Genomic DNA, 14,206 nt, shown 5'->3' with positions numbered 1-14,206 from the left:
CCCGGGCCGCCGAGGTAGAGCCCTGGTCGTGGACCAGGGCTCTACCTCGCCGTACCGTGCGTCTCCCTCGGTGGTCCGGTCAGGAGCAGGCGAGCGCCTCGTGGGTGACGGCGAAGGTCGAGGTGACCTCCTCGCCGTCGACCACGGTGGTGGCCGTGACGACGGCCTCCCCCGCTGCGACGCTCCTCGCCCGCGTCGCGAACGACTGGTAGGCGTTCTTCCCGGCCGCGACGTCGGCGAACGACTTCTCGCCGAACGGCGTGGACAGCGTCAGGTCCACTGGGACGGCGCCGTCGTTCGTCGCGCGGAGGGCGACGTAGGCCTTGCCCGCGAGGCAGCGGGGCTGCACCTCGACGGAGACGGGCAGGTCGCCGCCCGCCTGCGGCTCGACGAGCACCGCGACGGTGCGCGCCGGGACCGTGACGGTCCCAGAAGCCGCGTCCCACGTGGTGCCCTGCACGACGGCGTCGCTCCCCTCGGCCTGGACCGGCGAGAGCACGTACTCGCGGCCCGCGAGCGCGGACAGCGGGACGGTGACCTCGTCCGGCGAGGCGTTGAAGACGGCGAGCAGCCCGTCGAGCGCGGGGTCGACGTCGGCACCGACCGTGTCGTCCACCGACATCGCGACGACGCCGGGCGCCTGCTCCGGACCGGCACCCGGGAAGGTGACCTTCTCCCGGATGAGGTCCGCGTCGCCGAGCCGGAAGAGCTCGGTCGAGTGCCGCAGCCGCAGGAGCTCCTGCGCCTGCGCCGACGCCGTGGCGATGTCGTCGGGCGACGGCGTGAGCGCCGGGTCCGCGAGGAGCGGGGCCATGAGCGGCCACTTGTCCTCGTTGTCCGCCGCCATCGGCAGGCCCTTGCCGAAGCCGTTGTCCTGACCGGTCCAGTCGATCGCGTTGAACCAGTCGCCCGAGTCGTAGCTGTTGCGGTCGAGCGACTTCGACCGCAGCAGGTCCGTGCCCGCGTGCCAGAACGACGGCGTCTGGGAGAGCGCCGCGGTCGCGAGCGAGACCGTGTTCATGCGCACGCGCTCGTCCATCGGCGTGTCGGCCGGGAGCTTGAGCGCGAGCAGGTCGAACAGCGTCTCGTTGTCGTGCGCGTCGACGTAGGTCACGACCTCCTCGGGCGAGTCGGCGTAGCCGGCCGGCGCCCCGCGGTAGTCGATCTCGTCGCCGCGCTTCTCCTCACCCGTCGACGTGACGAGCGTGTAGTCGCGCAGGTTGCCCGCGAGGCCGAGACGCACGAGGTCGGTCTGGTGCCCGAGGTCGGCGAGCTCGTCCGCGGACCCGTCGTTCACGGTCCCCGGCTCTCCCGCCCGGGCGGGCTGCCCGTTCGGGTCCGTCGCGAGGCCCGTGCCGAAGCCCTGCGTGAACGTGGACGCGCCGTCGACGGGCGAGCCGCCGTGCACGGCGTCGCGCAGCCGGTCGGAGAACGTCCCGATGCCCGTGCCGCCGAGCTGGCCCTGCGTGGCCTGCTCGAACAGCGCATTGCCCGCGACCTCGCCGAAGTCCCAGCCCTCGCCGTACAGGTAGACGGACTTCCCGTCGACGCCGTCCTCGGCGAGCGTGAGCTCGTCGAGCGCGGCCCGGACGTCGAGCATGTTCTGCTTCGAGTGGTGGCCCATGAGGTCGAAGCGGAACCCGTCGACGCGGTAGTCCTTCGCCCACGTGACGACGGAGTCGACCATGAGCTTGCCGGCCATCGCGTGCTCGGTCGCGACGTTCTGGCAGCACGTGCTCGTCTCGACGGAGCCGGTGGTCGGGTTCTGCCGGTGGTAGTAGCCCGGCACGACCTTGTCGAGGACGGACTTCGCGTCCTGCCCGCTCGCGGCGGTGTGGTTGAACACCTGGTCGAGCACGACCTGCAGCCCGGCGCCGTGCAGCGACCCGACCATGGTGCGGAACTCGGCCACGCGCGCGCCGCCGTCCGCGTCGACCGCGTACGACCCTTCGGGCGTACTGAAGTGCCACGGGTCGTAGCCCCAGTTGAAGCCGTCCTGCGCCTGCACCGCCGCGACGGCGGCCTGCTGCTCGGGCGAGTCGTGCGCGAACCCGGTGAGGTCGCCGGTCGTGGCCTGGGCCGCGCGGTCCTCGGGGATCGACGCGATGTCGAACGTCGGGAGCAGGTGCACCGTGGTGACGCCCGCGTCCGCGAGCTCGCGCAGGTGCGTCATGCCGGCCGAGTCCTGCTCCGCGAACGCGAGGTACGTGCCGCGCCGCTCCGCCGGGACCGTCTCGTCGGAGATCGAGAAGTCCCGGACGTGGAGCTCGTAGATCGTCTGGTCCACCGACCGCTCGACGACCGGGGCGGGCGTGCCCTCCCAGGCGCTCGGGCGGAACGCGGGGTCGTCGAGGTCGACGGCCACCGAGTGCGTGGAGTCGAGCGTCAGGCCCACCGAGTACGGGTCGGTGACGACGTTCGTCTCGACCTTCCCCGTGCTCGGGACGTAGACCTGCACCTCGTAGAGGTAGCGCGCGCCCTTCCAGCCGACGTCCGCGCCGCCGAGCTTCTTGTCGGCGGTCTTGCCGTCGAGCGTCCACGTGCCGTCGGGCTGGCGCGCGGCCTCGAACCGGCGCGGGTCGTCGTCGAGCGACGCCCCCGCGGGCCACGCGAGCACCGAGACGGCCTTCGCCGTCGGCGCCCACAGCGCGAAGGACGCCCACTTGCCGTTGGCGTGCCACGAGACGCCGAGCTCGCGCTCGGCCGCGTCCTGCGCGAACAGGTCGTCGACGACGCCCGGCACCTGCACGCCGGTCGCGGCCGTGAGCGCGCCGCCGTCGGCCCGGGTGACGAGGAGCTGGCCCGTGAGCGCCGCCTCGACGCCCGCGCGGTCGAGCGGCTCGCCGTCGTCGAGCACGCGCAGCGCGGTGTGCCCCGCGAGCGCCGGGAACTCGGCCGCGACGTCGTCGGGCAGGCCCGACGGGTCGACCGCGAGCGTGTACGACGCCGTGCCCTCCGGGGCGTGCACCTCGCCGTCGGCGGCTCCCGGGGTGACCGAGAGCCCGCCCTCGGGTGCGACCCACAGGGTCCACTCGTCGCCCGTGCCGAGGTCACCCGGCCACGCGACGACGCCCTCGCGCACCCAGTGCGCGGCCTGCTGGCCGGTGCCGGGGAGCGGCGGGTTCGCGACGTCGATCGTCAGGACGTGGGACGCGAGGTCGTACGAGAACGTCACCTGCTCGCCGTCGCCGACGGAGAACTGGTAGTTCGCCCCGTCGCGCGCGCCGCCGACGCCGTAGTTCTCGGCCCAGCTCAGGCCGTGCGCGACCTTGCCCTCGTACGCGCCGGCCGCGAGGCGGTCGGTCGACCAGGTGTAGACGCCGTCGCCGTCCGGGTCCTTGAGCCAGGACGCGAGGCAGTCGGGCGCCCACGAGCCGGGGCAGCCGACCTGGTCCTGGAACGAGCCCGCGAGCGTGACGATCGGCCCCTGCGCGGTGCTCGAGAAGTCCTTGCTCACCGGGTCCCAGTAGAACGTCACCGGGCCGCCGGTCGTCGTGTACGTCGCGTTGCCACCGTCCTGTACGCCGCTGACGCCGTAGTTGACGGTCCACGACCCGTTGAGCGCGACCTTGTACTCGTACGTCCCGGCCGGGACGTCGAACGTGCCCGCGTAGACGCCGTCGGGGCGCTTCGTGAGCTTCGCGGCCTCGCAGCCCGGGGCCCAGTCGCCCGCGCAGCCCATGGCCGCGTTGTGGCTCCCGGGCACGGTCACGAGGTCGATCTCGGGCTCGGGCTCCTCGCCCACGACCCCGCTCACGTCGACCCCGACGCTCGCGAACGTCGACGCGGCGGCACGGTCGCCGTCGGCGTCGGTCGTCACGGCGCGGTACTCCACGAGCGTGCCGTCCGCGAGACCGGCGACGTCGTGGAAGACGCGCGGCGCGGTGTCTTCGGCGGTACCGAGCGGGTGCCACTCGGCGCTCCCGACCTCGCGCCACGCGAACGACGTCTCGGCCCACGCGTCCGGGTCGACCGTGGCCGTCACGGGCGCGACGCCGGTGACCGCTCCCCCGGTGCGCGGCACGGTGACGGCGATGTCGCCCGACGAGTCCGCGCCGACCTGGCGGTCGGCCCGCAGCACGACGGTGCCCGTCGCCGGGACGGTCAGCGTGACGACGCCGTCGGCGTCGGCGGTGACGGGCGCGGCCTGCTCGCCGTAGAGCACCTCGTACGAGGCGCCGGGCGTGAGGGTCGTGAACGTCGCCGTCCGCTCCTGCGCCGCGTTGTTCAGCGCCACGAGGTGCTCGACCTTCTCCGTACGGTCGACGCGGCTGAAGGCGTACACGCCCGCGCCGTTCTCGACGTAGCGCTCGACCTGGGCGCCGTCGGCCAGCGCCGGGTGCGCCTCGCGCAGCGCGGCGAGCTCGGCGATGTGCGCGTAGAGCGGCGCGTCGGTGCCGAAGCGGTCGACGCTGCCCGCCTGCTCGCCGGTGACGAGCGGCTGGTCGGCGTACTCGTCGACCTGGGTCGCGAACAGGGTCTGGCGCGCGTCCTTGTCGCCGCCCTTCCCCGCGAAGCCCTGCTCGTCGCCGTAGTACACGACCGGCTGCCCGCGGGTCAGGTACATGAGGTCGTGCGCGAGCTCGTCGCGCGCGAGCGGGTCGTCGGTGCTCGCGAGCATGTACCCGACGCGGCCCATGTCGTGGTTCCCGAGGAACGTCGGCAGCGCCTGCGCGTTCGTCGTGGGCGTCGTGTACATGTCGTCGCTCGCGAAGAGCGACGCGAGGCCCTTGGCGCTGTTGCCGCTCGCGAAGCTCGTCGCCGCGGACTGGAACGTGAAGTCGAGCGTCGAGCTCATGTCCGTCTTGCGCACGTAGGGCGAGAGCTTCGCCGCGTCGGCGTCGTACACCTCGCCGAACATGAAGAAGTCGTCCTTGCCCTGCGCGTGCGCGTAGTCGAGGACCTCGGTGGTCCACGTCTCCCAGAACTCGAAGTTCACGTGCTTGACGGTGTCGATGCGGAAGCCGTCGATGCCGAGGTCGATCCAGTCCTGGTAGACGTCGACGAACCCGTCGACCACGGTCGGGTGCTCGGTCATGAGGTCGTCGAGGCCGTCGAAGTCCCCGTACGTCACGGACTCCCCGGTCCACGTCGAGTTGCCGCGGTTGTGGTACAGCGTCGGGTCGTTGAGCCAGGCCGGGACCTTGACGTCCTCCTTGCCCGCGGGGACGACCGGTGTGTACGGGAACGACGTCGCGGCGTCCAGCGCCGGGAAGTCTCCCGTGCCCGCGTGGTCCGCCGGGTCGAACACGGCGCCCTCGGCGTCGCGGTACGGCGACGTGGCCTGGTCGACGTACGAGTACTGCTTCTGCTCGTTGTCGATGACGTCGGCCGTGTGGTTCGTGATGATGTCGAAGTAGACCTTGATGCCGCGGTCGTGCGCCTCGTCGATGAGCGCCTCGAGCTCGGCGTTGGTGCCGAGGTGCGGGTCGATCTGCGTGAAGTCGGTGATCCAGTAGCCGTGGTAGCCCGCCGACGTGTCGGCGCCCGTGCCTTGGACCGGCTGGTTCTTGAACGACGGCGTGAGCCAGATCGCCGTCGTGCCGAGGCCCTCGACGTAGTCGAGGTTCTGCCGCAGGCCCGCGATGTCGCCGCCCTGGTAGAAGCCCTTGTTCGTCGGGTCGAACCCGGAGACGAGCGGGTCGTCGCCGAGCCCGGCGGTGTCGTTCGACGGGTCGCCGTTCGCGAACCGGTCGGTCATGACGAAGTAGAAGCGCTCGCCCGACCCGGGCTGGCGCACGGGGGGCACCACGAGGTCGGCGTCCTGCGCCTCGTCGTAGCCGCTCGCGAGCCCGAGCGGCGTGAGCGCGATGCGGTGGGTCGACTCGTCGAACGTGACACGCACGGTCGCGTCGCCGCCGAGCACGAGCGGCGCGTTGTCCTGGCCGCCCTCGCGCCCGTACGCCTCGTCCCAGGCGTCGTCGAACGCGACCTTGTACTGGTACGTGCCGGCGGGCAGGTCGAAGTCGGCGGACCACACGCCCGCCGCGTCGGTGGGTGCGAGCTCGGTCGCGGCGCACGCGGGGTCCCAGTCGGCCGCGCAGCCGAGCTCGGACTGGAGGTCGCCCACGAGGGCGAGCGTGCGCTCGTCGGCCCCCGCCGCGGGGGCGGCGAGCGCGGCGAGCGTGACGCCCGCCAGGCCGGAGGCGGCGAGCGCGACGGCGGTGACCGACGCCGTCGTACGGGCCCCGCGCGAGCGGCGGGGCGACGGGTCGGATGGGTGGGGCGACGGGATGCGCGGAACGCGGCGACGTCGCGGCGTGGAGGTCATGAGGACTCCCTCGTCCGGTGGCTGGTGCGGGACCGCACGCGTGAGCGGGCAGGGGCCGGCAAGACCACGGACGACGGGACCAGCAGCGGGCGACGTCGACCGCGGCTTCCTCAGCGTACGGCTGAGGCGAACTGTACTGGTTGCAGAAATTTGCAGCAAGACCCAGCAACTCTGGGTCGCGAACGCCTCGCGCGCGACGTCCGGAGACGAACCCGGGGTCGCTCCTCACGGAACACGTCCGGTGAGGAGCGACCCCGGGTTCGACGGGAGAGGAGGTCAGCCCGCCAGGTGACCCCAGCGCGGTGCCAGGTCGCGCCACGGCCCGACCTCGGCGACGCGGCCCTCGTCGAGCACGACGACGCGGTCCGCCCGCGCGAGCGCCGCACGCTTCGACGTCGCGCCGATCACCGTGGTCCCGCGCTCCCGGAGCGAGGTCCACAGCTCGATCTCGGTCGCCGCGTCGAGCGCGCTCGAGACGTCGTCGGCCAGGAGGAGCTCGGCGTCGGTCGCGAGCGCCCGCGCGAGGGCGAGCCGCTGCACCTGGCCGCCCGAGAGCCGGACGCCGCGGTGCCCCACCAGGGCCTCGTGGCCCCCGGCCTCGACGACGTCGCGCTCCAGGCGCGCGGCCGCGACCGGGCCCTGCACGTCGCGCTCGTGCCCGAGGCGCACGTTGTCGGCGAACGACCCCGAGAGCACGCGCGGGACCTGCGCCACGTGGGCGACCTGCCCCGGGCGCAGGAACGTCTGGGCGTCGACGACGTCGGTCCCGTTCCACCGGATGTGCCCCGTGTGCTCCATGAGGCCCGACAGCGCCGAGAGCAGGCTCGACTTGCCCGCCCCGACCTGCCCGAGCAGGAGGACGAGCTCGCCGCGGCGCACCGCGAGGTCGACGCCCTGGACGCCGATCGTGCCGTCGTCGTGCAGCGCGGTGACGTCGGCCAGCTCGAGCCGCTCGAGCGTCTGGCGCGGACCCGGGTCCGGCACGGGGGCCTCGCCCGTGAGGAGGTCGACGCCGGGCGGCAGGTCCATGAGGTCCGTGCCCGCGGCGAACCGGCTCGTGGCGCGCTGCCACGAGCGCGTGCCGGGCGCCTCCGTCACGACCGCGCCCGCGACCACGCCGAACCAGCCGAAGCCGGTCACCGCGTTGGCGACCAGGAGCGCGGTCGCGAGGTCCCACGTGCCGGCGAGCAGCCCGGCCCACGCCGCCACGACGCCGAGCTGGATCATGACGAGCGGGACGCCGTCGAGCGCGGCCTGCACCCGGTGCTCGAAGATCGCGGCCCGCACGCGTCCCCCGTCGACGTCGCGCAGGTGCGCGTGCACCTGCGGCGTCCGGGCGGCGAGCTTGACCGTGCGTGCCGAGTCGAGCGCCGAGACGAGCGCACGGCCGAACCGGGCGCGCGCCGCCGACGACCGCGTGGCGGACCGGCCGGCGATCGGGCGCCCGAGCGCGGACGCCGCCGCCGAGACGACCATCACCGCGAGCAGGACCGCGCCCGCGAGCCACGACCCGCTGAGCAGCGCCGTGACCCCCGCGATGACGAGGCCGTTGACGAAGTCGACCCATCGGTCCGCGTACCGGACGAAGCGGTCGGCGTCCATGGCGCGCGCGACCACCTCGCCCGGGGGCGTCGCGGTGAGCCGGTGCTGACGCGTCTGGCCGGCCATGACGGCCATGCGCACGCGCAGCAGCACCTCGATCCACCAGCGCGGGTAGACGTACAGCGCCCAGGCGAGGCACAGCGGCGCGACGACGAGGAGCACCGCGAGCGGGACGAGGAGCTGGGCGGGGAAGCCCTCGTCCAGGTCCTGCACCGCGCGGCCCCACAGGAAGCCCGTGACGGCGCCCTGCGCCGAGACCAGACTCGTCACGAGGAAGAGCAGGGCGCCCACGACGCCCCACGCGGGGCGCACGAACAGCGCGTGCAGCACCCCGCGCGCGAGGCTGGGCCCGTCACCGGGGTCCGCGAGGACCGGCGGCTCGCCCCGCCGTCGGCGACCTCCGACGGACTCCCCCGCGCGGTCCGCGTCCACGTCGCCGGCGTCGCCGGCGTCGCCGGAGGCGCCCGGCGCGCCCGGCCCGGGGGACGCGACGCGCGCGCCGTCGCCGTCGCCGTCGAGCAGGGCCTCGCCCGCACCGGGGTGCGCGCCGACGGCGCCCGTCGCGGCCTCCTCGGCGACGCTCGCCGCGAGAAGGTCGCGGTACGGGCCCGCGACGCGGGCGAGCGCCGCCCGATCACCCTGCTGCACGACCCGCCCGTGGTCGAGGACGGCGAGCAGCCCGGCGCGCTCGATCGTCGTCAGTCGGTGCGCGACGAGCACGCCCGTGCGCCCGGCGAGCAGCCGCTCCGAGGCCGCGACGACGCGCGCCTCCGTGAGCGGGTCCATGCGCGCGGTCGCCTCGTCGAGCACGACGACCTGCACGTCGCGGACGAGCAGGCGGGCGAACGCGACGAGCTGCTCCTCCCCCGCCGAGAGCGACGTCCCGCCCGGGCCGAGCAGCGTGTCGAGGCCGTCGGGGAGTCCCGCGACCCAGTCGTCGAGCCGGAGCTCGCGCACGGCGGCCTCGACGTCGGCGCGCGGCACGTCGGCGAAGAGCGCGACGTTCTCGGCGAGCGTGCCCGCGAGGATCTCGGTCCGCTGCGTCACGACCCCCACCGCGGCGCGCAGCGCCTGCAGGTCCAGGTCGCGCACGTCCACGCCGCCGACGAGCACCGCGCCGCGCGGCGGCTCCACCGCGCGCGACAGCAGCGACGCCAGGGTCGACTTGCCCGACCCTGTCCGCCCCACGAGCGCGACCGTCTCGCCCGCGGGCACCCGCAGGCTCACGCCGTCGAGCGCGAAGGTGCCCTCGGCGTACGAGAAGTGGAGGTCGCGCAGCTCGATCCCCACGGGCCCGTCGGGCAGCGCCCTCCCGCCCGCGGGCTCGGGCTCGACGGCGAGCATCTGCCGGATGCGCGTGAGCGCCCCGATGCCCTCCTGGATGTCCGGCAGGTGGTGGACCAGGTTGTCCACCTGCCCGACGAACATCGCCGTCACGAGGAACAGGGTGACGAGGCGGTCGACGCCCAGGTCGCCGTCCGCGGCGAGCGCGGCACCCGCGACGGCCACGCCCGCGAGCAGCGACGCGAGGACGAGCCCGGCACGCCGCAGCATGCGCGACTCGATCACGAGCACGGCCTGGAACTTCCGGTGCACCTGGGCCGAGCGCTCGGCCAGACGCCGCACCGCGAACGACTGACCGAGGCTCGTGCGCAGGTCGTCCCGCGCCGCGACCGACTCCTCGAACGCCGCGGCGTGGTCCGTCCACGCGGCCTCCTCGATCACCTTGCGGCGCGCGATCTCGCCCAGCATGGGACGCACGATCACCGCGGCGACGGCGCCCAGCACCGGGAAGAGGATCCAGGCCGGCCACCAGGTCAGGCCCGCGACGACCCACATCGGGAGGACGCCGACGACCGTGCGGCCCACGCCCCAGAGCTGGCGGCGCACCAGCGTGCCGACCGCGTGCGTGTCGTCGTCGACGCGGTCGAGCACCTCGCCGACCGCCTGCTCCGTGAGCGTGGCGAGCGGCTGGTGCAGGGCGGCCGTGAGCAGGTCGCCGCGCAGGCGACCCTCGGCCCGGTCCACGACGCCCGCCCACACGACCTGGCCCGCGGTGTCGAGCAGCGCGGCGCCGACGACGCACACCGCGAGGAGCTGGAGCGTCGCCGTCGTCGGGTCGTCCGCGAGCCAGCCCGCGATGACGGTCCCGAGCGCGGCACCGACCGCTCCGAGCGTGAGCGCGACGAGCGCGACGGCGGCCAGCGGCCCGCGCAGCCGCCGCCAGTCCAGGCGGCGGGCGGGGTCGACGGGCGCGCGCGACGCACCCGCCGCCGGGGTGGGGTTCGGGGTGGTCGGGGGGTTCGGGGGCTGCTCGGTCGGCAGGGTGGCGTCGATCATGGCCCGTCGACCCTACGGCGTCGCACCCCCGCAGGCGCAGCGATTTTCCGCTCGGCCGCCCGCCTCCGGGCCCCCCGCTCCGTCGCTCCAGTCCGGCCCCCGGACCGTCCCTGGTCCCGCGGTCCGTGCTCGAACCACGGGACCGGAGCCCGGCTCAGACGAGCCCGAGCTGCTCCACGGCCTGCCGCTCCTCCTGGAGCTCCGCGACCGACGCGTCGACGCGCCCGCGCGAGAACTCCGACAGCTCGACGCCCTGGACGATCACCCACGACCCGCCGCGGGAGACCACCGGGAACGACGAGATGAGGCCCGACGGGACCCCGTACGACCCGTCGGACACGACACCCGCGCTCGTCCAGTCGCCCTCCGGCGTGCCGTGGACCCAGTCGCGCACGTGGTCGATCGCGGCGTTGGCTGCCGACGCCGCCGACGACGCGCCGCGCGCGTCGATGATCGCCGCGCCCCGCTTGGCGACCGTCGGGATGAACGTTCTCTCGAGCCACTCGCGGTCCTCCGCGAGCCGCGCGCCCGGGGTCCCTGCGACGTCCGCCTGGAAGACGTCCGGGTACTGCGTCGCCGAGTGGTTGCCCCAGATCGTCACCTTGCGCACCTCCGACACCGGCACGCCCGCCTTCTTGGCCACCTGCGTCAGCGCGCGGTTGTGGTCCAGGCGCGTCATCGCGGTGAACCGGTCCTTCGGCACGTCCGGCGCGTTCGACGCCGCGATGAGCGCGTTCGTGTTCGCCGGGTTGCCGACGACGAGGACGCGGACGTCGTCCGCCGCGCCCGCGTTGATCGCCTGGCCCTGCGGCTTGAAGATGCCACCGTTGGCCTCGAGCAGGTCGCCACGCTCCATGCCCGGACCGCGCGGGCGCGCGCCCACGAGCAGCGCGACGTTCGTCCCCTCGAACGCGGCGGTCGGGTCGTCGAAGATGTCGATGCCCGCGAGCAGCGGGAAGGCGCAGTCGTCGAGCTCCATCGCGGTGCCCTCGGCGGCCTTGACGCCCTGCGGGATCTCCAGGAGGCGCAGGCGCACGGGGGTGTCGGGGCCGAGCATCTGGCCCGACGCGATACGGAAGAGCAGTGCGTAGCCGATCTGACCGGCCGCGCCGGTCACCGTCACGTTCACGGGGGAAGTCATGCGCTCACTCTCCCACAACGCGACCACCTCGGAGCGCGACGCGATCCCGGCCGCGGCGGGTGGGCGGGCGCAGGAACGACGAACGGCGACGCCCCCTTGCGAAGGGGGGGGCGCCGCCGTCGGGCGTGCTGAGGGCGATCAGCCCAGGCGCGCCTTGAGGTTCTCGTCGAGCGCGGCGAGGAAGTCCTCGGTCGTCAGCCACTCCTGGTCCGGGCCGACGAGGAGCGCGAGGTCCTTCGTCATCTGGCCGGCCTCGACGGTCTTGATGACGACGTCCTCGAGGGTCTGCGCGAACTCGGTGACCTCGGGCGTGCCGTCCAGCTTGCCGCGGTGCATGAGGCCGCGGGTCCAGGCGAAGATCGACGCGATCGGGTTGGTCGACGTCGGCTTGCCCTGCTGGTGCTGGCGGTAGTGACGGGTCACGGTGCCGTGCGCGGCCTCGGCCTCGACGGTCTGGCCGTCCGGGGTCATGAGGACCGACGTCATGAGGCCGAGCGAGCCGAAGCCCTGCGCGACGGTGTCGGACTGGACGTCGCCGTCGTAGTTCTTGCAGGCCCAGACGTAGCCGCCCTCCCACTTCATGGCCGAGGCGACCATGTCGTCGATGAGGCGGTGCTCGTAGGTGAGGCCCTTCGCGGCGAACGCCTCGGCGAACTCGGCGTCGAACACCTCCTGGAAGATGTCCTTGAAGGCGCCGTCGTAGGCCTTGAGGATCGTGTTCTTCGTCGAGAGGTACACGGGGTACTCGCGCTGGAGGCCGTACGCGAACGAGGCGCGCGCGAAGTCGCGGATCGACTCGTTGAAGTTGTACATGCCCATCGCGACGCCGCCCTCCTCGGGCATGGTCACGACCTCGAACTTCTGCGGCTCGGAGCCGTCGGCCGGCTCGAACGTCATCGTGATCTTGCCGGGGCCGGGGACCTTGAAGTTCGTCGACTTGTACTGGTCGCCGTGGGCGTGACGGCCGATGATGATCGGCTTGTTCCAGCCCGGCACGAGGCGCGGGATGTTCGAGATGATGATGGGCTCGCGGAAGACGACGCCACCGAGGATGTTGCGGATCGTGCCGTTGGGCGAGACCCACATCTTCTTGAGGCCGAACTCCTCGACGCGCGCCTCGTCGGGCGTGATCGTCGCGCACTTGACGCCCACGTTGTACTGCTTGATCGCGTTCGCCGCGTCCACGGTGACCTGGTCGTCCGTCGCGTCGCGGTTCTGGATCGACAGGTCGTAGTACTTGAGGTCCACGTCGAGGTACGGGTGGATGAGGCGGTCCTTGATGAACTGCCAGATGATGCGCGTCATCTCGTCGCCGTCGAGCTCGACGACCGGGTTGACGACCTTGATCTTGCCCATGCGCAGATCGCTCCAACTGTCGGGGACTGGTGCCCCCGGGAGCCGGACGGCGACCGTGCGGCCCGTGGGGCCCGGTCCGTCGCACACAGGGGCGTTGCTGACCGCGGTCCAGGGTACTCGACTTCTCGACGTCAAGATACTTTCGCGGTTCCCGGCGAACCGACCGCATCGTGAGACAGGCCGTCCGTTCTCAGGTGGAGCACCGCTGATTTCCACGCATCTCCCGGGTGGTGGTGGCAAGATGCCCCCAGATGCCGGAATGGCCGGGCACTCGGTCAGGCATCGTGCCGTCGTCCCGACCGCCTCCCGGTGCCGCACCGTGGCGGCCGGGCCGGGACTGCCCGAAAGTACCCACCGAACCAGACAGGATGATCATGTCCCAGGACACCACCGCTCCCGGCGCACCGGAGGGCTTCGTCGACGACCCGCGCCCCGCGCCGACGGAGACCGTCGCCGTCGTCCAGCCCAGCCTCCTCGCGCGCCTCGGCGCCGAGGTCTTCGGCACGTTCTTCCTCGTCCTCGCGATCGTGGGTGTGGCGCTCTACACGTTCGTCAGCCAGCAGAACGCCCTGGCCGTCGGCCTCGCCGGCGGCATCGCGGTGATCGCGGGCGCCGCGGCCGTGGGCAACGTGTCCGGCGGCCACTTCAACCCGGCGGTGACGCTCGGCGCCGCGATCGGCGGCCGCACCGCGTGGCGCGACGTCCTGCCGTACTGGGTCGCCCAGCTCGTGGGCGCGATCCTCGCCGGGCTCGTCCTGCTCGCGACCGTGCCCTCGACGCTCCCGCAGCTCCTGGGCCAGGACGGCCGGGGCGGCGTGTTCGTCGCGACCGCCAACGGGTACGGCAGCTTCTCCTCGCTCGCGACGGCGTCGCAGGGCGGCACGGAGTTCGGCCTCGTGCAGGCGCTGCTCATCGAGACGATCGTCACCGCCGTGTTCGTGGGCGTGATCCTCGGCGTCACCGACAAGCGCGCGAGCGTCCAGTACGCGCCGGTCGTCATCGGTCTCACGCTGACCGCGCTCATCATCGTCGCCGCGCCGATCACCAACGCGTCGCTCAACCCGGCCCGCTCGATGGCCTCGGCGGTCTTCGCCGGCGACGGCGACCTGTGGAAGCAGCAGTGGGTCTTCTGGGTCGCGCCGCTCCTCGGCGCCGCGATCGCGGGTCTGTTCTACCGCGCCTTCGCGTTCGCCCCGAAGCAGGACGACCTCCTCGGCGAGGACCAGGTCGTCACGCTGTCCGAGGCCGAGGCCCCGGCGTACTCCGCGGCGGCCGGCGCGACCGGTGCCGGCGCCGTCGCCGCCGTGGTCGAGGAGGAGGTCGTCGTCACGGACGAGAACGGCGACGTCGTCGCGGTCGAGGAGGTCGTCGAGGTCGTCGAGGTGGACGAGCCCGAGGCACCCGCGACGGACAAGACCCCCGGCACGGACGAGGCCCCCAAGGCCTGACGTCCCGCACGTCCCGACGGGCCCGGACCGCGACCGCGGTCCGGGCCC

At 73.4% G+C, this 14,206-nt stretch carries 5 protein-coding genes; 1 reads left to right on the top strand and 4 read right to left on the bottom strand.

The window, feature by feature from the left end; genetic code table 11:
• Positions 1-79: 79 nt before the first annotated feature.
• The 4 genes from pulA to JOE63_RS07790 form a co-directional block, all read right to left on the bottom strand.
• Positions 80-6,271, bottom strand: coding sequence for a pullulanase-type alpha-1,6-glucosidase (gene pulA, locus JOE63_RS07805; RefSeq protein WP_204540390.1), 6,192 nt, complete (start codon positions 6,269-6,271; stop codon positions 80-82).
• A 276-nt stretch (positions 6,272-6,547) separates the two neighbouring features.
• Positions 6,548-10,213 carry an ATP-binding cassette domain-containing protein gene (locus tag JOE63_RS07800; protein WP_204540387.1) on the bottom strand — a complete coding sequence of 1,222 codons (3,666 nt, stop codon included), beginning with the start codon at positions 10,211-10,213 and terminating at the stop codon, positions 6,548-6,550.
• Positions 10,214-10,367: 154 nt separating this feature from the next.
• The gene (locus JOE63_RS07795) at positions 10,368-11,354 is read right to left on the bottom strand and encodes a malate dehydrogenase (RefSeq protein WP_204540384.1); all 987 of its coding nucleotides are present in this window, start codon (positions 11,352-11,354) and stop codon (positions 10,368-10,370) included.
• 138 nt (positions 11,355-11,492) lie between these two features.
• A complete protein-coding gene (locus tag JOE63_RS07790; RefSeq protein ID WP_047234064.1) occupies positions 11,493-12,710 on the bottom strand; it encodes an NADP-dependent isocitrate dehydrogenase in 1,218 nt (405 codons plus the stop codon).
• A 374-nt stretch (positions 12,711-13,084) separates the two neighbouring features.
• Between JOE63_RS07790 and JOE63_RS07785 the strand changes: the two genes are divergently transcribed.
• A complete protein-coding gene (locus JOE63_RS07785; protein WP_239576654.1) occupies positions 13,085-14,158 on the top strand; it encodes an MIP/aquaporin family protein in 1,074 nt (357 codons plus the stop codon).
• The last annotated feature ends 48 nt before the right edge of the window (positions 14,159-14,206 follow it).

It is taken from the genome of Cellulosimicrobium cellulans, from assembly GCF_016907755.1.
Classification (GTDB): Bacteria; Actinomycetota; Actinomycetes; order Actinomycetales; family Cellulomonadaceae; genus Cellulosimicrobium; species Cellulosimicrobium cellulans_D.
The sequence above is the reverse complement of the archived record's forward strand: the minus strand, read 5'-3'. Positions and strand labels throughout refer to the sequence as shown.